This is a genomic window from Devosia insulae DS-56 (genome assembly GCF_000970465.2).
In the GTDB taxonomy this organism is placed as follows: domain Bacteria; phylum Pseudomonadota; class Alphaproteobacteria; order Rhizobiales; family Devosiaceae; genus Devosia_A; species Devosia_A insulae.
This window is the reverse complement of sequence record NZ_LAJE02000166.1, coordinates 1-20589: the sequence shown is the minus strand read 5'-3', so window position 1 is coordinate 20589 and position 20589 is coordinate 1. Positions and strand designations below refer to the sequence as shown.

Sequence of the window (20589 nt, the reverse complement as noted above, 5' to 3'; positions counted from 1 at the left end):
AGGGGGACCAGCGAAGCTGGTGGAGGGGGGAGCCAAAGCCTGCGAGTCTTGCCGCCCCCTCCACCGCCTTCGGCGGTCCCCCTCCCCCGCCACGCGGGGGAGGATTACGGAGAGATCGTGCCCCTCTTACACCGGCACCGGCGCCTCAGCATCGATCAACCCTGCCGCCTTGAGCTCCGCCCAGAACCCTGCCGGAATCTCCTCCTGCAAATACCCGATATTGCTCGTCACTTCCTCCGGCCTGGCGCCGCCGGGGATGACCGACACTACCGCCGGATGCGCCAATGGGAACTGCAGCGCGGCGGCTTGCAGCGAGACGTCGTGCCTGGCACACACGGCCTGGGTGCGGCGGACCTTGTCCTGCACGGCGTCGGAGGCGATGCCGTAGCCGTAGCGGGCGGTTGGCCCGGGGCCGGTGGCGAGGATGCCGGAGGCGTAGGGGGCGCCGATGATCACCGAGATGTTGTGCTCGAGGCAGCGCTTCAGGCCGGTGCCCAGCGCCGCCTGGTCGAGCAGGGTGTAGGGCATGGCGACGATAGTGAAGTCGAGCGGCACCTGCGCGGCGAAACTGAGGAGCGACGGGGCGGCGTTGAGGCCCATGCCGATGGCCTTGATCTGGCCGGAGGCCTTCAGCTCCTCGAGCGCCTTGATGCCGCTCCGCACCATGTCTTCCATGCGCGGTCCGTCGGGGTTGCTGGCGAGCGAGGCTTCGGGGTCGTGGATCAGGAGCGCATCGACGCTGTCGAGGCCGAGCCGGAGCAGGCTCTGCTCATAGGAGCGCATCACCCCATCGTAGCTGTAGTCCCAGACGATCTCCATGTTCAGCCCGCCGCCCCATGGGGTGCGGTCGAAGGTTTTCGGGTCGGCCGGGCGGCGGAAATAGCGGCCGACCTTGGTGGTCAGCATGAATTGGTCGCGCGGCTGGTCGATGAGGAAATCGCCGACCCGGTGCTCGCTGAGGCCACGACCATAGAACGGGGCGCTGTCGAAATAGCGCACGCCGCCATCCCAGGCGGCCTTCAGCGTGGCGTGTGCGGTCTCGCCGGAAACGCGGTGGTACATGCCGCCCAGATGCGCGGCGCCAAACCCCATGGGCGGCAGTTCGAGGGCGGTGGAGCCGACGCGATGCCGGTCGGTGAGTGTTATGGACATGGTCGTGGCAATCGGTTGGGGACGAAAATCAGGGGGCAGTAGTGGTGATCGAATGGTTGGGCGGGCGGAACACCGAGGCCACGTCGTCGCTCGCCGCAACCGGGGCGTCGCGATAGAGGAAGCAGGTGGCGAGCCGTTCGCTGTCCGGCACGTATTTCGGCGGCAGGTTGTCCCAGCACATCTCCATGACATGCGGGCAGCGTGGCGCGAATTTGCAGCCGGGGTTGGGCCGCGCCGCCGAGGCTTCCGACACCGGGATCTCCTCGCCGCCCCAGGCCTTGGAAAGATCCGGCAGCGGGATCGAGGAGACCAGCAACTGCGAGTAGGGGTGTTTGGGCGCGCCGATCACCCGCTCGACCGCCCCGGCTTCCGAGACGTTGCCGCGATAGAGGATCATGATGTTGTCGCAGATCTGGAAGGCGGTGGTCAGGTCGTGGGTGATGTAGACGATCGAGATCCCGAGCTCGCGGTTCAGCGTCTTCAGCTCGTCGAGGATGGTGGCGCGGAGCGAGGCATCGACCATCGAAACCGGCTCGTCGGCGATGATCAGCCGGGGCCGGAGCAGCACGGCGCGGGCCACCATGATGCGCTGGCGCTGGCCGCCCGACAGCTCGTGCGGAAAGCGGCCGAGCGTGTCCTGCGGCCTCAAACCGACGCGCTTCAGCGCGTCCTCGATCATGGCGCGGGCCTTCGTGTCACTGTCGGCCAGCTTGTAGCGCTTCACCGGGGTCTCGAGCACGTGGTCGATCCGGTAGAACGGGTTGAAGACGTCGAACGGATCCTGGAACACCGGCTGCACCTCGCGGCGGAACTGCCGCTGCTCGGCGCCGGTCATCCTGGCCACATCCTTGCCCTGGTACAGCACCTGGCCATGCGAGGGGTTGATGAAGCCCAGCATCATCCGCGCCAGCGTGGTCTTGCCGCTGCCGCTTTCGCCGGCCACGGCGGTCATCGACGGGCTGGTATCGGACAGCGACAGGGTGACGTCATTGAGCGCCGTGAAGGCGCCATAGGTCTTGGTGACGCCACGCATTTCAATGAGTGCGCTCACGGGCGGAGCTCCTGGTGGGCACGAGTCATCGGCGGCAGTGGCGGCAAGGCCGCGTGCTCGGGATAGAGGTGGCAGGCAGCACTCTGGCCGGGCGCCACCTCCTGCAACAGCGGCGTCTCGCGGACGCAGCGATCGAAGGCGAGCGGGCAGCGCGGGTTGAAGCTGCAGCCGGGCGGCAGGTCGACCAGCGGCGGCGGCAGGCCGGGGATGCCGGTGAGTTCGCGCTTCACCTCGATGCCGGGTAGGCTATCGACCAGCAACCGGGTGTAGGGGTGCTTGGGGCTCTCGATCATCTGGCGTACCGGCCCGATCTCGACGAGCTTGCCCGCATACATCACGCCCACCGTGTCGGCGAACTGGGCGATCAGCCCCATGTCGTGGCCGATGAGGACGACGGCGGCGCCGAGCCCATCCTGCAGGCGGCCCAGCGTCTGCATCACCTGGCGCTGCACCACCACGTCGAGCGCACTGGTCGGTTCGTCCGCGACGATCACCTTGGGCGAGAGCGAAGTGGCGATGGCCATGGCGGCGCGCTGCTTCATGCCGCCCGACAGTTCATGTGGGTAACGACGCGCCACTTCCGGGGCGAGGCCGACATTCTTCAAGAGTTCCTGCACCCGGGCATCGAGCTCGGCCCGCCGCATCCCGGGCTTGTGGGCGACGATGGCGTCGATCATCTGCTCTTCGAGCCGCATCACCGGGTTGAGCGAACTCATCGCCCCCTGCGGGATCAGCGCGATGTCGCGCAGCCGGGTCTCGCGCAACTCCCTGGTGCTCATCTTCAGGATGTCGCGGCCATCGAGCTTGACCGAGCCGCCGGCGATGCGGCCGGGCGCCCGGGTGAGGCGCATCAGCGCCGTCGCCATGGTGGTCTTGCCCGAGCCGCTTTCGCCGATCAGCCCCAGCCGCTCGCCGGGGAGCAGCGAGAACGACACATCGCTCACCGCCTTGGCCGGGCCTTTGCCGGTGTCGTAATGGACGTTCAGCTCCTCGACGACGAGGATGGGTTTGGTCTTGTCGGTCATCAGCGTTTGGCCAGCTTGGGGTTGGCGAAGCGGTCGAAGCCGACGGATGTCAGGAACAGACCAATGAAAATCGCGGCGATCACCACGATCGGCGGCCCCCACCACCACCAGTAGCCGCGCAGCACCGCCGAGGATTGCTGGCTCCAGTAGATGGTGTTGCCGAGCGTCATCTCGTCGAGCGCGCCGAGGCCGAGCGCCTCGAGGCCGATGACGGCGAGGATCGAGCCCGAGACGGTGCCGACGAAGCTCGCGACGATATAGGGCATCAGGTTGGGCATGATCTCGGTGAAGAGGATCTCCCACTGGCTCTCGCCGTTCACCCGCGCCACCTCGACATAGGATTTCTCGCGGATGGTGAGCACCTGCGCCCGCACCGTGCGGGTGGTGAACATCCAGCCGAGCGAGGCCACCACCAGCGCCATCACCAGCGTGGTCATGCGGTCGATATTGCCGGCGATGATGACGAGGATGGCGATGGCCGGCACGGTCAAGAGCGCATCGGAGATCACCCGGATCACCGCGTCGACGATGCCGCCGAAATGCCCGGCAATCAGCCCGAGCGCGGTGCCGAAGCCGACGCCGATAAAGCCGGCGATCAGCCCCATCTTCAGCGTGTTGGGGGTGGCGTAGATCAGCAGGGTCCACATGTCGCGCCCTTGGGAATCCGTGCCGAGGAAATACTCGGGGCCGGGGGGCTTGCGTGGCCGCACGGCGCCGACCTGGGCGTTCACCGCATCGACGAAGAACGGGCCGATGGCGCTGAACAACAGGATGGCGGCGAGAATGCCGAGGCCGAGCAGCAGCACGCCGCTGATCCGGCCCTGTTCGTAGTTGCGGCGAAGGGAGCTGAGCAGGTTCATCGCCGAATCCTCGGGTCAAGCAGGGGGTAGATCAGGTCGACGAGGAACAGCAGCACCGCCAGCGAGACGATGAGCATCAGCACTACGCCCTGGATGACGAAGTAATCCTGGCCGCGGATCGCCACATAGAGGAGCGAGCCGAGCCCCGGATAGTTGAAGATCACCTCGACCAGCACGGCGCCGGAAACCACCGAGCCGAGCGACAGCGCCAGCGCGGTGACCTGCGCCAGCAGCGCGTTGCGCATGCCGTACCAGACGAAGATCCGGTTCGGATGGAGGCCCTTGGCCTCGGCGAAGGTGATGTAATCCTCGCCCAGCACCGAGACCATCTGGGAGCGCATGCCGAGGGCCCAGAAGCCGACATTTCCGAGGATAATGGCGAGGCAGGGGAGGAACGCGTGCCTCAGGATATCCTCGGTAGTGGCCCAGTCGAGCCGCATGATGCGGGTGGTGTCGACGCCGCCGGCGGGCGGGAACCACTTCAGCACCACGGCGAAGAAATAGATGAGGATGATCGCCAACAGGTAGAACGGGATCGAGGTGAGGATCATCATCAAGGGCACGATCGACTTGATGGTGCGCCCCGAGCCTGGCCAGGCGAGCCGTGCACCGAGCAGCGAGCCGACGCTGAAGGCGATCAAGGTAGCGACCGCCAGCAGCGTCACCGACCAGGGCAGCGCATTGCCGATCATGGTCGAGACCTTTTCGGGGAAGTTGGCGAACGACACCCCGAGGTCGAGCTGGAACAGGTCGAGCCAGTAGTTGAAATACTGCTCGAGGATCGGCGCATCGAGCCCGTATTTGGCGCGATAGGCGGCCGAGACCGCCTGGATATCGACGTTCTGCGCGCCACCGGTGGCCTGCAGCCGGGCCAGGGCCGTCTGCACCGGGTCGCCGGGCAGCAGGCGCGGAATGATGAAGTTGATGCTCACTGCGACGAAGATGATCAGCAGCAGCTGGCCGAAGCGGGTGAGCAGGTAGCGGAGGAGTTCCTTGCTCACAGCGGCTCTCCCACGATCGTGGCTTTCCCCTCATCCGGCGCTACGCGCCACCTCCGGGCGAGGGCTACGCCCTCGTCCCTCGACCCCGACGGGGAGAAGAATCCCGCAGCATCGGTGATCACCTCTGTTCCTCTCCCCGTCGGGGAGAGGGTGGATCGGCCGAAAGGCCGAGACGGGTGAGGGGTTAGCCCGGTGGGTGGGGCAGCGCTTTGTATCACGGGCAGAGTCCTGGTGGAGAGTGGTTGCGGATGGCAGCCATCAGCCGCCATCCGCGCGATCACTGCCCGGCGCTTACGGCGCGCCGGTCGGCTTCAGGTTGTGGATCACCACGTTGAACGCTTCCCACGGGGTGTACGGGGCGACGTACGGGTCGGCGGCGGAGGGCCAGCCGGTCCAGTAAGTGTTGTTGAAGGTCACCACGTGGTATTCCTCGAGCAGGTCGATCTGCGGCAGGTCGCGCAGGGCGATGTCGAGGGCCGCGACGGCGTTCTTCATGTACTCGGAGTTCGGATCGGTATCGGCCGGGACGGCGTCCATGGCGTCGATCAGCTTGTCGTATTCCGGGTTCATGTAACGCGAGGCGGCAACGGCGTTCGGGATGTTCTCGCCGAGCGGCCGGGCGAACTTCGAGTGGTAGTGCTGCAGCGTCTCGAGTGGTTCCGAGAGGCTGCCGCAATGGACGAAGATCATGGTGTCGAAGTTGCCGGACTGGATGTCGGGCAGCCAGGTGTCATCCACCGGAGCCTGCACCGCGTCGAACCCGGCATTCTTGAACTGCTGGGTCAGCGGGGCCAGCGTCGGCTGGATGAAGGCCGGGGTGCGGACGGTGACCGTCAGCGGCTTGCCGTCCTTGGCCCATAGGCCATTGGCGTCCTTGGCGTAGCCGGCCTTCCCCATGTACTCCTCGACCTTGGCCGGGTCGGGATTGTCGAGATTATACTTGTCGAGCACGGCCTTGAGCGGGCTGCCCTCGCCGAGCCAGGTGCCGGCCATGTAGTTGGAGAAGGCGAAGGTCACCGGCTTCTGGCCGCCTTCGTAGCCGATATCGTTGATGGCGGCGCGGTCGATGGCATAGTTCAGCGCGTAGCGCACGTTCACGTCGTTCCACGGCTCACGCATCTGGTTGAACACCAGCGAGTAGTCGCAGCCATCGGGAGCGCCCCAGTTCGGGCCTTCCGGGTTCCAGGAGCTCAGCTTGTCGTTCTGGGCGCGGGCCGCCTCGAAGGTGCCGATCAAGAGCTGCCGGCCGCCATCGATCTGGTTGGCGATGTGCAGCTGGCCCATCGCGTCATCGCTCGATACCGGCACCAGGGTGATGCGCTTGGGTGCCGGCAGATCCTGGAAGCCGACCTTGGCGCCCCACCAGTCGTCGCGGCGATCGAAGATCTCCTGCTGGTTGGTGGTCGAGACCAGCTTGTAGGCGCCGGTGCCGACCGGCCAGCCCTTGGCCGGATCGTAGTTGGTGAAGGTCGCGATATCCTGACCTTCCCAGATGTGCTTGGGCAGGATCGGGTAGTGGTTCTCGTGTCCGAGCGCCAGGAAGTCGCGGACGAAGCGCGGCGCCGCCTTGTTGAAGTTGATGGTGACGTTCAGCGGATCGACGACGGTGACGTCCTTGATCCACTCCTTGAACGCTGCGGAACCACCGATTTCCGGCGGCGCATCGCGCACCGCTTCAAGGGTGAACTTCACGTCGTCGGCAGTGAACTTGGTGCCATCCGACCACTCGACGCCGTCACGCAGCTTGATCGAGGCGCTCATGAAGTCGGGCGCGTATTCGAAGCTCTCGGCCTGCCACGGGATCAGCGTGCCGTCATTGAGGTTGGTATAGAACAGCGCCTCGTTGATGGTGATCTGCATCACGTCGCGCTGGTGGGTGATCGAGCTCAGGTACGGATGCCAGTTCTCGGTATTGGCGAACTGCGCCGGCTGGTCGCCCCACGGGGTCAGCACCAGGGTTTCGTTGCGCGGCATGTCGGCCACCTGGGCAAAGGCAGTCGATGCCAGCAGCGGCGCCGCCAGCAGCGCGATAGCGCCGCCGAGCAGAAGCTGCCTCAGGGATGCACGGTTCATAATGGTCCTCCTCCGGCCGGTTCCGGCCACTCGTTGATTTCTTCCGAGGCGGGGCAGGGCCTCGCCACCTGGTGCTTTGGTCGCCGGTGCCGCCTCAGCCACCGGGTCATCCCTGCGAAAGCAGGGATCTCCGTTTGCGATGGTGCAACCTGCGAGAAAACAGAGGTTCCCGCTTTCGCGGGAATGACCCGGTGGGTGGGCCGGAACATTGAGGCCTCCCACCTGGTCCCTCCTCATATTCAGAGCGCCATCTTCTCGATGGCGTCCTTGCTCAGTCCATGGCCGAAGCCCGGCTCGTCGCTGACCACGACGTAGCCGTCCTTGGGGACGGCCATGCCGGGGTAGTTGTTGGTGTGCTTGAGCGGGATGCCGGGGGCGCCGCCGACGAAATATTCGCCCCAGCGCGAGTTGGGCGCCGAGTAGTTGAAGTGCTGGCCGTAGGGCGTGTTCATGCCGGCATGGCAGATCACTTCGAGGCCCGAGGCATCGGCGATGGCGGTGATCTTCTGCACCGCGGTGAAGCCGCCGACCCAGTTGATATCGGGCTGGAAGATATCGACGACGCGATCCTTGGCCGCCTCGAAGAAGGTGTAGGGGGTGTACCAGTGCTCGCCGGTGGCCAGAGTCTGCCAGGGCAGGCGCTCGCGCAGCGCCTTGTGCGAGGTGTGATCCTCGGGGATCAGGCAGTCTTCCATCCATTTGAGGTTGAACGGCTTCAGCCGGTGGGCGAGGCGCACCGCGAACTCGACGTCGAAGGCCATCCAACAATCGAGCATCAGCTCGACATGCGGGCCGATCAGCTCGCGCGCCTTGCCGACAAAGGCCTCGTTCTTGTCGAGCGCTTCCAGCCCATCGGCGGTGCCGTAGGGGCAGGCGAGCTTGGTGGCCTTGAAGCCCAGCTCCATGTGCCAGTCGGTATCGTTGCCGGTGGCGTAGCAGAACTGCTTGTCGCGGGCGGCGCCGCCCGCAAGTTCATAGACCGGCAGCTTCAGCACCTTGCCCTTCAGGTCCCACAGCGCCAGGTCGATGCCGCTGATGGCATAGGAGGCGAGACCCGAGGAGGAGTAGGGCGAGGTGATGCGCATCATCATGTCCCACAGCTTCTCGGTGGCGAGAGCGTTCTCGTCGGTGAGCAGCGGGCCGATATGGTCGTTGATCAGGCTGATGGTGGGCTGGCCATAGCCGGTGACGCCAAAACCCCAGGAGCCATCATCGGCGGTGACGATGACGCCGACCGCCGGGAAGGAGTTGTTCCAGCTCGAACGCAGCGCCTTGTAGCGCGGGTAGCGCGACATCGGGTTCGCGACTTCGGCGTCCTTGGTCCAGGGCGGCCGGCGCGCCGTCACCTTGTCCTTGCCCTCGTCGTAAATGCCGCCGGCAATCGGGTTGGTGATGGCAAAGGCTTCGATACTCTTGATCTTCACTCAGAAATCTCCTGGTCGTCTTATTCGATCGGGCGGCCTCAGCCCGGGATGCGGTAGAACTTGCGGGCATTGCCCTCGAACAGCCCGGCGCGCTCGGCTGCCGAGGCGCCTTCGGTGATTTTGGCGAAGGCCTTCCAGAGCGTCGGGAAATCGCTGGTCAGCTTGTCGACCGGGAAGTTCGAGGCGAACATGGCGCGCTCCGGCCCGAAGATTTCGAGCGTCTCCAGCACCAGCGGACGGAAGCTCTCGGTGGTCCATTTGCGATCGAGCATGCCGAGGCCGCTGATCTTGACCGCGATGTTGGGACGCGCCGCGAGCTCACGCATCCCCGCCTTCCAGGCTTTCCAGCCGGCGAGGTCGCGGTCGGCCCACATGCCGGCATGGTTGAGGATGATCTGGGTGTTCGAGGCGACGCCGGCGAGCTTTGCCGCCTGCGCCATCTGGTGCGGGTAGAGCTGCAGGTCGAAGCTCAGGCCGCGGCGGCCGAGTTCCTGCAACCCGCCGATCCAGCCCGGCTCATCCATCAGGTCGCGGGTGATGTAGTTGAGCTTGGGATCGGCGTGGCGGTTCACCACCTGGCGGATGCCGCGCATGATCGGGAAGCCGGAATGCCGGTCGAGCAGAGCGCCGAAATCCGGCGCGGCGAGATCGCCATGCGCCACCAAGACGATCGGCACCGGGCTGCGATCGGCCACCGCCTGCAGGGTTTCCGACTCTTTCACCGGATCGGTGGGGAAAGCCTCGACATGCACCGCGCCGGTGATCTCGATCTCGTCGGCGCCTTCCTCGAGATATTCCTCGAGCAGGTAGCTGCGTGAGATCGCGGCATTGGCGCCGCCTTTGCCGGGCTTTTCGAAGTGCGGGTAGATACGGGTCCAGAGGTCCCACAGGTGGATATGCGGATCGACGACCTTCAGCATGGCGACCTCAATCCAGCCGGAACACTTGTTCGACCGGCCACGACTTAGGCCGGGCGTCGGGATGGGTCTCCATGTGCGGCTCCATCCATTCCCACCACTTCAGCACCACCGGATCGACGCCCTCGGTCTGGCTCGGGGCGTTGTCGGGCTTTTCGAGATAGGCGAAGAGCAGCAGGTCGTAGCGGTAGATGGTGTAGTTGGAGACGCCCTGGCTCTTCAGCAGCGCCACCATTTCGGGCCAGATCTCGTCGTGCTTGCGCTTGTATTCGGCTTCCTGGCCGGGCTTCAGTTTCATCACCCATGCGGATCGCATCGTCGTCATATCCTCAGTCAGGTTGTTGATGTGGCCAGCGCCCGTTCGCCGGCCTGCTGCGGCGGCCACTGGCCGCCATAGCCGAGCCGCTTGCTGACGGTGCCCGCTGCTTCGTTCAGGAGATCGACCTGCGGCTGGATCGCCGCGCCGGGCGCCTTGGGAGCGGGACCGGAAATCGACATGGCGCCGACCGGCCGGCCGAGCCGATCGACGATCGGTACGCCGACGCAGAATACGCCCACCACCACTTCCTGGTTGTCGATCGAATAGCCGCGCTTCCTGATGCGGGCGAGCTCGGCGCGGAGCTCGGCGGGGTCGGTGATGGTGTAGCGGGTGAAGGTGGTCATCGGCTGCTCCAGCACGCGCTGCTGGTCGGCTTCGCCGAGAAAGGCGAGGATGGCCTTGGCGCTGCCGCCGCAATAGAGCGGCCCGCGCGAACCAATGCGCCAATCGAGCTGCATGCCCTCGTTGCCGCGCACCTTGTCGATGCACACGCACCCTTCGCCGCTCAGCACGTTGACGTTCACCGTCTCGCGGGTCTTTTCGGCGATCGATTCACAGAATGGCCGGGCCAATCGCGGAAAGGCGACGCCATCGAGCTGCAGGTCGGTGATGGCCAGCAGCCGGTAGGACAGTTGCCAGCCGCCCTCGGCGTTGCGCTCGACCACGCCCTCATCGGCGAGGTCGATCAGCAGCCGATGCACCGAGCCGACCGGCAGGGCCAGTTGCTGGGCCACCGCACGCACCCCGAGCCCACCCTTGCGGGCAAGCAGATCGAGAACCTGGATGGCGCGCTTGATGCTCGACATCTAGTGCCCCGCACAGGTGCAGGTGGCGTCGTCGATACATCGCTCGAACAGCGTGTTCACAGTCGCGCCTTACCGGCGGGCAAACCTTCGGCGTTCACGCACCCGCTGATGCGTGCCGACCGCATGGTCTGCCGCTTGACCGGCCTCCCTCTCCTCGGAGCCGCACCCCCCGATTTTTGTTCCATGGGTGGAATGCGGCGTTCCAATAGTGAACGCCTTCACCTGAGGTGAGTCAACCGAGAACGGTCTAAGACTTACGTCGCGTGAGTGGTAAGTGCTTGTTCGGATTAGATATATTCTACAATGTGGAACGCCGCTCAGGCGAGCCCGGCAAACGGCTCGCGCCACGCCTCGAGCTGGTTCAGTCGATCATACCAGCGCCGGATGTTACCGTAACCATCAATCGGGATGCCAGCCGCTTCGGCAAAGGGCAGGGCGGTGGCCACACGGAAATCGGCATAGCTCAACCGGCTGCCGACCAGCCAGTCGCGCCCCGCAAGCACCCGGTCGAGGATCGGGCCAAGCTGGCGAAGATCCGCCTCGGCTTCGGCGAGCGCCGCGACGTTCCTGGTCCAGCCGGGCACGTTGACCATAGTGACATTCTCGAAGGCGTAGGTGCCGCCGGCGCGGGTGAAATGGTGGGCGCTCCAGCTCACCCATTGCAGCATCTCATCGAGCCGGTCGGTCTGCCAGAAATCCGAGCCGGTGAGTTTCGCGAGCCGCAGGGTGATCGCATCGGTCTCCCACAGGCTGGTGCCGTCGTCTTCGACCAGCACCGGCGCCAGCGTGTTGGGGTTGAACGGTCGGATCATCTCCTCGTCGGCGCCCTTGGGCTGGATACGGATAAACTCGACCGGCGCCTTGAGATAGCGCGCCGTGGCCACGGCGACGCGCGGGTTGATGTTGTGGGTGTAGTAGAGCCTGCGCATGATCGAACCCTTCCGGAAAGCGGCGCCACCACGGCGCCTTCCCGGTTGGTCGATCATCTCAGGCGCAATTCGACATCGTGGTCTCAGCAGCTCGAGGCATCCCACATCCCGAGCGAAGCCGCTTCGCCAGGCGGCCGTGCTGCCTAGTTGGCAGCAGCGACGGCCGGCTTATGCAGCGACATCAGGAAATCGGTGAGTTCGGTGTAGGTCAGCGATGCGGTCGGGGCATCGAGGGCGATCTCGCCGCGGTCGAGCACCACCAGCCGGTCGCAGACTTCGTGCACGTGGTGGATGTTGTGCTCGATGTAGATGCAGCTGCGGCCGCCCGCCTTGATCGAACGGATGAAGTCCAGCACCTTGTTCACTTCCTTCAGCGCCAGCGCCACTGTCGGCTCGTCGAGCACGATCAGGTCGCTGTCGAAATGCATGGCGCGGCCGATGGCGACGCCCTGGCGCTCGCCGCCGGAGAGCCGGCTCACCGGGGTATCGACATCGATGCCGACGCCGCGAAAGCCGATGGTCGAGCGCATGATCTCATTGGCGATGCGCTTTTCGGCCTTCACGTCGATGAAGCCGAAGCGGTTGGTGAGCGGCCGGCCGACGAAGAAGTTGCGCCACAGCGGCTGCTTTTCGCCCAGCGAAGAGTCCTGGTAGACGGTCTCGATCTTCAGCTTGTGGGCTTCCTTCACCGAGTAGCTCGCCGCATCGATCTTCTGGCCGCGCACATAGATGGTGCCGCTCGAGGGCTGCTCCACGCCGGTCAGCACCTTGATCAGGGTCGATTTGCCGGCGCCGTTATCGCCGATCAGCCCGACGATCTCGTTGGCGCCGATCTCGAGCGTGACGTTCTTCAGGCTGACGACCTTGCCGTACTGCTTGCGAACATTCTCGAGCCGGACGATCGGGGTGGATGTCATTTCGTGGGTCCAATGCACAGGGGGTAGGGGAGTGGCGCCGCCGGGTCAGCAACGGCGCCACCGGGAGTTACCGGATGCCGGTTTTCACCAGCGCTTCCAGCGCCTCGACATTGTCCTTGGTCACCGAGCCGCCGCCGGTATTGAGGTTCAGGCCGGCGAGGCCGTATTTCTTTTCGAGCACCGCGGCGACCACCGGCATGAAGCCTTGCAGGTACGGCTGCTGGTCGAGCACCACGGTGATGTAGCCGTCCTTGAGGCCTTGAATGGCGCCGGCCGAGATGTCGAAGCCCGAGGCGAGGACTTCGCCGGGTTGCTTGCCCGCATCGGCGAGGACTTTGCCGAGCACGGCGGTGATGCCGCTATGGCCGGGGACGATGATAGCCTTGGTATCGGGGTTGGCTTCGAGATAGGCGACCAGCACCGGCACAGAGAGCGACGGGTCGGCCACCGCTTCGTTCGACCATTGCAGGGCGTCGAAGGCGATCTTGTTTTCGGTCAGCACTTCCGAAGTGCCCTTGGCGACATCACTGCCCGGAGCGCCTTCGATGAAGGCGCCATAAACCACGACCTTGTCGCCTTCCTTGAGCCCGCCTTTGTCGATGGTGAGGCTCGCGAGGTTCCGGCCGGCGCCGTAATTGTCGAGGCCGAAATAGCTCATCGAGGTGCCGGGCAGGGCGTTGTTGTTCGTCACCACGACGATGCCGGCTTCCTTCGCCTTGTTGATGAACGAGGTCATCGCGTCGGTGCCGGGGTGACCCATGACGATGATGGCGTCGGGCGCGGCGGCCAGCGCCTCGTTGGCCTGCACCAGCATCTTCTGCGGATCCCAGCCGGCATGCTGTTCCTTCAGGTCGACCTTGAGGATGCGGGCGGCGTCGCGGGCGCCGAGCTCACGGGCCAGCGTGGCGCTGTCTCCGGGGTTGCCGCCGAGCTGGAAGTAGATGGTCATGCCGCTGTCGACCGCCTCCTGGGCGATGGCAGCGAGCGGGGCCGCGACCAGCGCAGCGCCCATGGCGAGGCCGGCGAGGCCTTTGAAAATAGACTTCATGATTGTTCCTTTCCCTATTTTTTGTGGTCCCGACCGGAAGCCTTAACCCCCGCCCCGGCCGGGTGGTTTTCACTGCCGCAGGCGCGAGCGCACGGACTTGATCAGAGGCACCTTGTCGGGGTCCTCGATGGCGGTGTTCATCACCACGGAGATGATGAAGACGAGACCGATGAAGACGCGCGTCCAGAAGCCCTGCACGCCACTGGCGACGAGACCGGCTTCGATGACGGCGACGATGAGCGAGGCGAAGACCGTGCCGACGATCTTGCCGGAGCCGCCGAAGATCGAGGTGCCGCCGATGAACACGGCGGCGATCACGGTGAGGAGGTAACCCTGGCCCTGCTGGTTGAAGTAGGTGGTGGTCTCGACGGTGAGGAAGACGCCGGCCAGCGCCGACAGGAACCCCATCAGGGTGAACAGCTTGATCTTTTCGCGGTCGATCTGGATGCCGACGACCTTGGCCACCTTCAGGCTGTCGCCGATGAACAGGATGTTTTCACCGAACCGGTGCCGGTTGAGCAGGTGCCAGACCAGGATCGAGAGCGCGATGGCCCACAGCATCTGGGCCGGCACGATGCCGCCGATGCGGCCGACCATGATGGCCTGGATGAGCGTGCCGTCGATATCGGGGATGGCGACGGTGACGCCGTTCGACACCACGGTGACCAGCCCGCCCCACAGGAACATCATCGCCAGGGTGGCAATCATCGAAGGGATGCCGAGCTTGGTGACGACGAGGCCGTTGACGAAGCCCATGACGGTACCGGTCGCGAGCGCGGCGATCAGCGCCAGCCAGGTCATGTCATATTGCTGGAACAGGAAGGCGAAGACGTAGCTGGCGAAGGCGATGACGGATGGAAAGCTCAAATCCATCTCACCGGCGGTCGCCACCAGCGTCAGGCCGAGCGCGATGATCAGCGGCGGCGGCACCGAGGCCATGAAGCTCATGTAGACGCGGTAGCCGAGGAAGGCGCGCGGCGCGGTGAGCATGAACACCACGATCAGCACCACGAAGACCAGGGCGGTGGCGGTGCCTTCGATCTTGAAGAAGCTCGCCACCGGGTTGGAGCGTGTTGGCGTTACATGGGCTCCGGCAGACATCAGAGAACCCCGTATCTGGCGAAGACGTCGCGCAGGAAGCCGCCGGCGCGCAGTTCGTTCATCGAATGGTGCTCGCCGTTGACCTTGTCGAAGGCGCGCCCGAGCACTTCGGCTTCGACCGCCTGCGGCACCACGACGACGCCATCGGCATCACCGAACACCAGGTCACCCGGCTCGACCCGGACGCCGTCGACGATAACCGGCACATCGACGGCCTGGATCTGGCCGCGACCCTTGGAGTCGAGCGGGGCGATGCCGGCATGGAACACCGGCAGCGCCAGCTCGCGGATGCCGAGGATATCGCGCACGAAGCCATCGGTGACGCAGCCGGCAGCGCCGCGGGCATGGGTGGCGGTGGAGAGGAGACTCCCCCACGGCGCAATGCGCGAGGAGCCGCCGCAGGAGAACACCGCCACGTCGCCCGGCTTCAGGTCGTCGACGATCGCGATCTCGAGCTCATAGGGGTTCTCCCCCTCGGCGACGAACGGCACTTCCATGTACTGGCCGGTGCGGGCCCGGCCGCAGAGCTTCAGGCTCTCGTCGAGCGGCCGGATGCGCGGCGACATCGCCTGATTCCAGATGCCGATGGCATCGAGCGCGTCGCTCAGCACGGCGGAGTAGAGCTGCTGCCAGCCCTCTGGCAGCGGCGGGTTGTGGCGCGGGGTAAACTCGGAAGTCACGGGGATAACGCCCTTTCTGCGAGGTGGGCCGCGGCAGTCGGCGCAGCGGTACGAGATGTTACATGTAACGTTAAATGTAGGAGCCGAGTCAAGCGGGGTTGTGAGGGGTGTGAACATGGGGACCCATGAGAGTCACCGGCCGAAGGGGAGTGCCTTCTCCCCTTGTGGTCGCGGGACGAGGGCGCAGCCCTCGCCCGGAGGTGCCCGAAGGGCGGATGAGGGGTATCTCTCCGCGTACTCGTAGCCCGTCGCTACGCTCCGGTCTCGCGACACTTCGTGCCGCGGGACCCCTCATCCGGCCTTCGGCCACCTTCTCCCACAAGGGGAGAAGGCCACCGCTGCGCTGCCGGTGGCTCTGGTGGTTTCCTCCCCTGTCACGCGGGGGAGGATCACGGAGAGGCCTGTGCCCCTACGTCGTAAACCCCGGGTCGAACACCACCGGCAGCACGTGGTCGGGGTGGGCGAAGTTGCCGGATTTGAGGCGGGCCAGCATGGCTTCGCCGGCGCGTTCGCCGACGGCGTAGGCGGGGGAGAGCACCGTGGTCATGTGCGGCCGGGCATAGCGATGCGCCTCGAAGCCGTTGAAGCCGACGACCCGGATATCCTCGGGCACGCGCACCCCGCGGTCGGTCAGCAGCAGCATTGCCGCGGTCGCCACCGGATCATTGGCGCCGACCACGGCGCCGGGCAGGGGGTGGCTGTCGAGATAGGCGGCAAAGGCCGCCTGCACGTCGGCGAAGGACTCGCTGGCGGCCTCGAGCACCGTCACCTCCGCAGTGCTGCCGGCCGCGGCGATGCTGTCGCGGATGCCGGCGACGCGGTTCTCCACGGCGGGCCAGGGCTGGCGCGGGATCACCGCCAGGATATCGGTCACCCGGCGGGCGAGGAGATGATCGCCGATCAGCCGGCCGCCGCCCCGATCATCCTGGCGCACCGTGCAGATATCGGCGCCGGCGCCTGGCAGTTCCTGCTGGAACACCACCACCGGCTGGTTGAGATCGGCCAGCCGTTCGATGGCGGCGAGGCGCTCGGGCTTGGGCCCGGAGATCATGGCGCAGAAGCCGGCGACCTCGAAATTGCGCATGATCATCGACTGCGCCAGTTCGGCCCCGGGCATGCCCTGGATGGTGAGGGTGTAATCGGCATGGTTCAGCACGTTGGCCAGCCCCGCCACCACCTGGCAGGTGAAGAAATCGGCGAGGAAGGCCGGGGACTCGTCGACGATCACCATGCCGATCGAGCGCTGCTCGGAGACGCGCAGGTTGCGGGCATTGGAGGAGCGGCGATAGCCCAAGCGCTCGATCTCACGCTCCACCCGCTTCTTGGTGGCGGCGCTGACGAACTGCATGCGGCCATTGATGACGTTGGACACCGTCATCGGTGAAACCTCGGCGGCCTTCGCCACATCCTTGATTGTTGCCCGCGGCCGCCGCTCGTCACCGCTCATCGCGGAAATCACCTCATCGGAATACTGACGAGATACATATATCGTTACATCCCAATGCGATAGAGCCGGTTGGCATTCTTCCAGAAAACCGCCTGCGACTCGTCGTCGGAAAGTTCCTTGAGGATCAGCTTGAAGGCCCCATAAGCCTGGTCGAAGGTCGCGGCGAGACCAAGCACCGGATGGTCGCTCGCCAGCATGGTGCGCTCGGAGCCGAAGGCGGCGAGGCAATCGAGCACCACCGGGCGGAGACTGTCGAGGCTCCAGTTCGGGTCGTAGGCGACGAGGTCCGAGACCTTGATCGCGACGTTGGGAGCGCTGGCAAGGGCAGTGAGCCCGGCCCGCCAATGCGCCATGCCCTCATCGGTGCGATCGAAAGGCGAGCCGCAGTGGTTGATGATGAACTGCAGATTGGGGAAGGCCCGCGCCAGCTCCAGCGCCTCGCTGGCCTGCCAGGGCGAGATCATCAGGTCGAACGACAGCCCGAGTGTATCGAGGTGCCGGAGGCCCGCCTGCCAGGCCGGGCTGCTCATCCGGTGACGGTCCCGGGAGAATGAGCGTGCCGGATCGGGGTGCCAGCTGAGGATGTCGCGGATGCCGACGACCTTGCCGTGTGCGGCATAGCGATCGAGGATCGCAGGCGTCTCCGGCGCTTCGAGGATGGCGTTGCCGACATAGCGGCGCGCCATCCAGTCGGGTTTTTCCAATGCATCGAGCCAGTCGAGTTCGGCGAAGGGCTCGCCTGGCTCCCAGCCGGCTTCGACATGCACGGTGCCGACGATGTTGTATCCGGCGGTATCGCGCAGATAGTCGGCCGGCAGGCAACTCTGAGCCAGCACGCCGGTAGCGCCGCGCAGCCAGGGGTGCTTGTCGAGCGAGCGGTCGAAGAGATGGTGGTGCGGGTCGATGATCGGCCCGGCATAAAGCCCAGTCGCGTCGCGCATATTATCGTCTAGCGTCCCATATAGCGGCGGCGGCTGATCTGCTCGCCCAGCGTCAGCCAGCGACGCGCCGGCTCACCGTCCAGCAATGCCATGATCCGCAACGCTTCGCCCTGCAATTCGGTGAGGCGTGCCACCGGCAGGGTCTGGTTGGCATCGACTTCCTCGGCGATGGCGATGAAGCGCTCGGCCTGCTGTTGTCCACCGAGCCGCGGCGCCAGCTCACGGGCGACGAAGTCGTCCCAACTGAGCGTCGGGTCCCAGCCGAAGCGTGAGAAGGCGAGATAGCTGAGCTCCACCGTGGCATAGTAGTCCGACGGCTCGCCCCAGACGGTCAGCCCCTCCATGCCGAGTTCATGTCCACGCACCGACATATCGGCGAAGGTTTTCGCATTGAAGGCATAGCGCTCGGTGCGCTCGTCGCCGTTCCACTGGCAGGCGAACTGGCAGCGCAGCACGTTGGGCTGGGTGGGGAGGCTTTGCACATAGTCGGTCGCGAGCTCCGTCCTCAGCCGCTTCCAGAAACTGCGATTGGCGGTGTGCTGGTAGATGGCGCCTTTCGGCAGCCGGTGCTGCGCCTGGGTCGCCACCGGATCGAGCAGGTTGTCCCACTGCATTTCGCAATAGATCCAGAGGTCGGGGCGCTTGGCCTTGGCAGCGCGATAGAGCCGCGGGAAGTTCTCGGCCATGTCGGTATGCGACCAGGAATCGCCGTGGTCATCCTTGCGGCGGGCGGCTTCGGCGTCATTGGCGCGGCGGGCGACGCAGCGCTCGCAACCGCAGACGCCATAGTCGCCGCTTTCGATATTGATGCCGCCGATCTCAAAGGTTTCGGCCAGCCAGGCGACGGCCTCCTCCATCCACGCGATCACCTCGGGAGCGCTCGGGCAGGCGCTGACGGTGTAATCGGAATGCGGGAAGTTGAGCGGGAAGGCGAGGTCGGCGATCTGGAAACCGACATCCTTCTCCATCTTGGCCGCATGCTGCGGGTTGGCTTTCAGCCAGGTGGCAAGGTTGTACTTGTGCTTGCCCTCCCAATAGACGCCGCCATAGGCACCGATGGCGATGCCGGGGATGATGCGCACGCCGCGCTCATTGCCATAGCGGCAGAGTTCCTTCGCCGCTTCGATGCCGCCATGGCTGTCGCGCAGGAAGCCATAGACGGTGATGCCGCCGATGCGGTTGATGGCGCAGAAATCCACCAGCCGCTTGTAGTCGGCGAGAAAGCCGCCGGGCGGCTTCTGAAAGGGGTTGAAAACGCCGATCTCCTGCTGGCCAATCTGCGACAGTTCCCAGTTGGTCGAGTGGTCCCAGGTCCAGAAGGTGCGATAGGCGAGACCGGGCTTGCCGGTGACCGCACTGGTCCAGGCGGCGAGATCGAGCCTGCCGGACGAGCGCTGGATGATCTCCTCGACGCCATAGATGACGCCGGAGAACGGACCGCCGCGCACCTCGAGGGTGCCGTCGCGCGTCGCGATCGCGAATTCGCCCTCGGCCAGCTCCGGATCAAGCACCAGCCGCAGGTTCGGCAGCTCAGCGCCGAAGCTCTCGCGCAGACGTCGCGCCGCGTGTGGGTGATGGTCCTCGCCGTCGATGGCCATTGCGTGAAATCCTCCCGTTGGTGGTCGTCTGGACCTGCCGCAGCATGGCAGCGATCCTTGACAGAGTTAAGCAGCGCTTCTATCAAATATCAACATCAACTATCGCCAGTGATAATTGACGCGTTCGAACCGAGCCTGTTTCCGGGCTGCTGCACCGACCGCGTGATGGAGACCTCATGACCTCGACGACGTTCCCCGCTGCCCTTGCCGACCTGCAGCAGGTCTGGCCGATGCCGAGCCGGCCGCGGCCGATCACCATTATCGGCGCCGGCGGAATCGTCCGCGACGGGCACCTGCCGGCCTACCGGAAAATGGGCCTGCCGGTCGCCGGGATTTTCGACGTGAACCCGGAGACGGCGAAGGCCCTGGCGAAGGATTTCGGCGTCGAGGTGGTGCACCCGACGCTGGCGGCGGCGATCGCCGCCTGCGGCACCGACGGGATTTTCGACCTGGCGCTGCCGCCGGCGGTGCTGCTCGGCACCGTCGAACAGCTTCCCACCAACAGCGCGGCGCTGCTGCAGAAGCCGGTGGGGCCGGACCTCGCCACTGCGCGCAAAATCGTCGCGGCGATCGACCAGCGTTCGATTACCGCGGCCACCAACTTCCAGTTGCGCTTCACCCCCTCGATGCTGGCGATCCGCGATGCGGCGCGCAAGGGCCTGCTCGGCGAGATCGTCGAGGTCGAGGTGCGGCTCGCGGTCTATATGCCGTGGGAACTGTGGAGCTTCATTCCGCATCTCGATGCGGTGGAGATCCCGCTGCACTCGATCCACTATATGGACTGGATCCGCTCGCTGCTCGGCGAACCCGAGAGCGTCTATGCCAAGGCGGTGAAACACCCGCGCTACCCGACGTTGGCCGATGCGCGCTCCTCGATCATCCTCGACTATGGCGACCGGGTGCGCTGCGCACTGTCGCTCAACCACACCTACAATTACGGACCCGAGCATATCGAGGCGACGATCCGGGTCGAGGGCACGGCGGGCTGCGCCCATCTCACCGTCGGCTATCTGGTCGACTACGTGAAGCCGGTGCCTGAGACGCTGGAAATGACCATCACCGGCGTGCCGTGGACGACGGTGCCGCTGGTCGGTGGCGAGCGGGTGCCGGACGCCTTCGGCTTCGTCATGGCGAACCTGCAACGCTTCGTCGCCGGTGAGGACACGGTGCTCGACACCGACGTGCACGACTCGATCAGGACCATGGCGCTGGTCGACGCGGCGCTGAAATCGAGCCGGCAGGGCGGGGTGGTGCCGGAGGGGGTGTGAGGGCGCGAGTACCGGCCGTGCAGTTATCCTCC

Annotated in this window: 19 protein-coding genes; 1 reads left to right on the top strand and 18 read right to left on the bottom strand. The window is 65.5% G+C overall.

The annotated features are described in order from the left end of the window. Positions 1 to 126 precede the first annotated feature (126 nt). The 18 genes from VW23_RS10935 to VW23_RS10850 all read right to left on the bottom strand — a co-directional run bounded on the left by VW23_RS10935 (position 127) and on the right by VW23_RS10850 (position 19289). Positions 127 to 1152 (bottom strand): aldo/keto reductase, encoded by a 1026-nt coding sequence (locus tag VW23_RS10935; RefSeq protein ID WP_069909600.1) that lies wholly within the window; start codon positions 1150 to 1152, stop codon positions 127 to 129. Positions 1153 to 1180: 28 nt separating this feature from the next. Then, the gene (locus tag VW23_RS10930; RefSeq protein ID WP_069909599.1) at positions 1181 to 2203 is read right to left on the bottom strand and encodes an ABC transporter ATP-binding protein; all 1023 of its coding nucleotides are present in this window, start codon (positions 2201 to 2203) and stop codon (positions 1181 to 1183) included. Then, entirely contained in the window at positions 2200 to 3228 is a 1029-nt protein-coding gene (locus tag VW23_RS10925; protein ID WP_069909598.1) for an ABC transporter ATP-binding protein, read from the bottom strand. Before VW23_RS10925 ends, VW23_RS10930 begins: the two co-directional genes overlap by 4 nt. Next, on the bottom strand, positions 3228 to 4088 hold the full coding sequence (locus VW23_RS10920) for an ABC transporter permease (protein WP_069909597.1): 861 nt from the start codon (positions 4086 to 4088) through the stop codon (positions 3228 to 3230). Before VW23_RS10920 ends, VW23_RS10925 begins: the two co-directional genes overlap by 1 nt. Then, a complete protein-coding gene (locus VW23_RS10915; protein WP_069909596.1) occupies positions 4085 to 5089 on the bottom strand; it encodes an ABC transporter permease in 1005 nt (334 codons plus the stop codon). The genes VW23_RS10920 and VW23_RS10915 overlap by 4 nt, the downstream gene beginning before the upstream one ends. A gap of 291 nt (positions 5090 to 5380) precedes the next feature. Further along, on the bottom strand, positions 5381 to 7162 hold the full coding sequence (locus tag VW23_RS10910) for an ABC transporter substrate-binding protein (RefSeq protein WP_069909595.1): 1782 nt from the start codon (positions 7160 to 7162) through the stop codon (positions 5381 to 5383). A gap of 239 nt (positions 7163 to 7401) precedes the next feature. Then, the gene (locus VW23_RS10905; protein ID WP_069909594.1) at positions 7402 to 8586 is read right to left on the bottom strand and encodes an enolase C-terminal domain-like protein; all 1185 of its coding nucleotides are present in this window, start codon (positions 8584 to 8586) and stop codon (positions 7402 to 7404) included. A gap of 38 nt (positions 8587 to 8624) precedes the next feature. After that, positions 8625 to 9506, bottom strand: coding sequence for an amidohydrolase family protein (locus VW23_RS10900; protein ID WP_201788037.1), 882 nt, complete (start codon positions 9504 to 9506; stop codon positions 8625 to 8627). 7 nt (positions 9507 to 9513) lie between these two features. Beyond that, on the bottom strand, positions 9514 to 9819 hold the full coding sequence (locus VW23_RS10895; RefSeq protein ID WP_069909603.1) for an L-rhamnose mutarotase: 306 nt from the start codon (positions 9817 to 9819) through the stop codon (positions 9514 to 9516). A 17-nt stretch (positions 9820 to 9836) separates the two neighbouring features. Continuing rightward, complete coding sequence (locus VW23_RS10890; RefSeq protein WP_069909593.1) at positions 9837 to 10628, bottom strand: IclR family transcriptional regulator; 792 nt, start codon at positions 10626 to 10628, stop codon at positions 9837 to 9839. Positions 10629 to 10945: 317 nt separating this feature from the next. Continuing rightward, positions 10946 to 11557: a glutathione S-transferase family protein gene (locus VW23_RS10885; protein ID WP_069909602.1), complete on the bottom strand. Its 612-nt coding sequence runs from the start codon at positions 11555 to 11557 to the stop codon at positions 10946 to 10948. Positions 11558 to 11700: 143 nt separating this feature from the next. Continuing rightward, on the bottom strand, positions 11701 to 12474 hold the full coding sequence (locus tag VW23_RS10880; RefSeq protein WP_069909592.1) for an ATP-binding cassette domain-containing protein: 774 nt from the start codon (positions 12472 to 12474) through the stop codon (positions 11701 to 11703). 67 nt (positions 12475 to 12541) lie between these two features. Continuing rightward, positions 12542 to 13522, bottom strand: coding sequence for a substrate-binding domain-containing protein (locus tag VW23_RS10875; RefSeq protein ID WP_069909591.1), 981 nt, complete (start codon positions 13520 to 13522; stop codon positions 12542 to 12544). Between the two features lie 69 nt (positions 13523 to 13591). Then, positions 13592 to 14623 (bottom strand): ABC transporter permease, encoded by a 1032-nt coding sequence (locus VW23_RS10870; RefSeq protein ID WP_069909590.1) that lies wholly within the window; start codon positions 14621 to 14623, stop codon positions 13592 to 13594. Continuing rightward, positions 14623 to 15303, bottom strand: coding sequence for an RraA family protein (locus VW23_RS10865; protein WP_244513501.1), 681 nt, complete (start codon positions 15301 to 15303; stop codon positions 14623 to 14625). Before VW23_RS10865 ends, VW23_RS10870 begins: the two co-directional genes overlap by 1 nt. A 409-nt stretch (positions 15304 to 15712) precedes the next feature. Next, positions 15713 to 16750, bottom strand: a complete 1038-nt coding sequence (locus VW23_RS10860; protein ID WP_069909589.1) for a LacI family DNA-binding transcriptional regulator — start codon at positions 16748 to 16750, stop codon at positions 15713 to 15715. A 44-nt stretch (positions 16751 to 16794) separates the two neighbouring features. After that, positions 16795 to 17691: an amidohydrolase family protein gene (locus VW23_RS10855; RefSeq protein ID WP_069909588.1), complete on the bottom strand. Its 897-nt coding sequence runs from the start codon at positions 17689 to 17691 to the stop codon at positions 16795 to 16797. An 8-nt stretch (positions 17692 to 17699) separates the two neighbouring features. Continuing rightward, positions 17700 to 19289, bottom strand: coding sequence for a hypothetical protein (locus VW23_RS10850; protein WP_069909587.1), 1590 nt, complete (start codon positions 19287 to 19289; stop codon positions 17700 to 17702). Between the two features lie 176 nt (positions 19290 to 19465). Between VW23_RS10850 and VW23_RS10845 the strand changes: the two genes are divergently transcribed. Then, the gene (locus tag VW23_RS10845; protein ID WP_069909586.1) at positions 19466 to 20557 is read left to right on the top strand and encodes a Gfo/Idh/MocA family protein; all 1092 of its coding nucleotides are present in this window, start codon (positions 19466 to 19468) and stop codon (positions 20555 to 20557) included. Positions 20558 to 20589: the final 32 nt, after the last annotated feature.

Coding starts and splice junctions, on each gene's coding strand:
- VW23_RS10875 (WP_069909591.1), bottom strand. CDS start 13,522: ATGAAGTCTATTTTCAAAGGCCTCGCCGGCCTCGCCATGGGCGCTGCG.
- VW23_RS10845 (WP_069909586.1), top strand. CDS start 19,466: ATGACCTCGACGACGTTCCCCGCTGCCCTTGCCGACCTGCAGCAGGTC.
- VW23_RS10890 (WP_069909593.1), bottom strand. CDS start 10,628: ATGTCGAGCATCAAGCGCGCCATCCAGGTTCTCGATCTGCTTGCCCGC.
- VW23_RS10880 (WP_069909592.1), bottom strand. CDS start 12,474: ATGACATCCACCCCGATCGTCCGGCTCGAGAATGTTCGCAAGCAGTAC.
- VW23_RS10910 (WP_069909595.1), bottom strand. CDS start 7,162: ATGAACCGTGCATCCCTGAGGCAGCTTCTGCTCGGCGGCGCTATCGCG.
- VW23_RS10925 (WP_069909598.1), bottom strand. CDS start 3,228: ATGACCGACAAGACCAAACCCATCCTCGTCGTCGAGGAGCTGAACGTC.
- VW23_RS10860 (WP_069909589.1), bottom strand. CDS start 16,750: ATGAGCGGTGACGAGCGGCGGCCGCGGGCAACAATCAAGGATGTGGCG.
- VW23_RS10900 (WP_201788037.1), bottom strand. CDS start 9,506: ATGCTGAAGGTCGTCGATCCGCATATCCACCTGTGGGACCTCTGGACC.
- VW23_RS10855 (WP_069909588.1), bottom strand. CDS start 17,691: ATGCGCGACGCGACTGGGCTTTATGCCGGGCCGATCATCGACCCGCAC.
- VW23_RS10920 (WP_069909597.1), bottom strand. CDS start 4,088: ATGAACCTGCTCAGCTCCCTTCGCCGCAACTACGAACAGGGCCGGATC.
- VW23_RS10850 (WP_069909587.1), bottom strand. CDS start 19,289: ATGGCCATCGACGGCGAGGACCATCACCCACACGCGGCGCGACGTCTG.
- VW23_RS10885 (WP_069909602.1), bottom strand. CDS start 11,557: ATGCGCAGGCTCTACTACACCCACAACATCAACCCGCGCGTCGCCGTG.
- VW23_RS10895 (WP_069909603.1), bottom strand. CDS start 9,819: ATGCGATCCGCATGGGTGATGAAACTGAAGCCCGGCCAGGAAGCCGAA.
- VW23_RS10935 (WP_069909600.1), bottom strand. CDS start 1,152: ATGTCCATAACACTCACCGACCGGCATCGCGTCGGCTCCACCGCCCTC.
- VW23_RS10870 (WP_069909590.1), bottom strand. CDS start 14,623: ATGTCTGCCGGAGCCCATGTAACGCCAACACGCTCCAACCCGGTGGCG.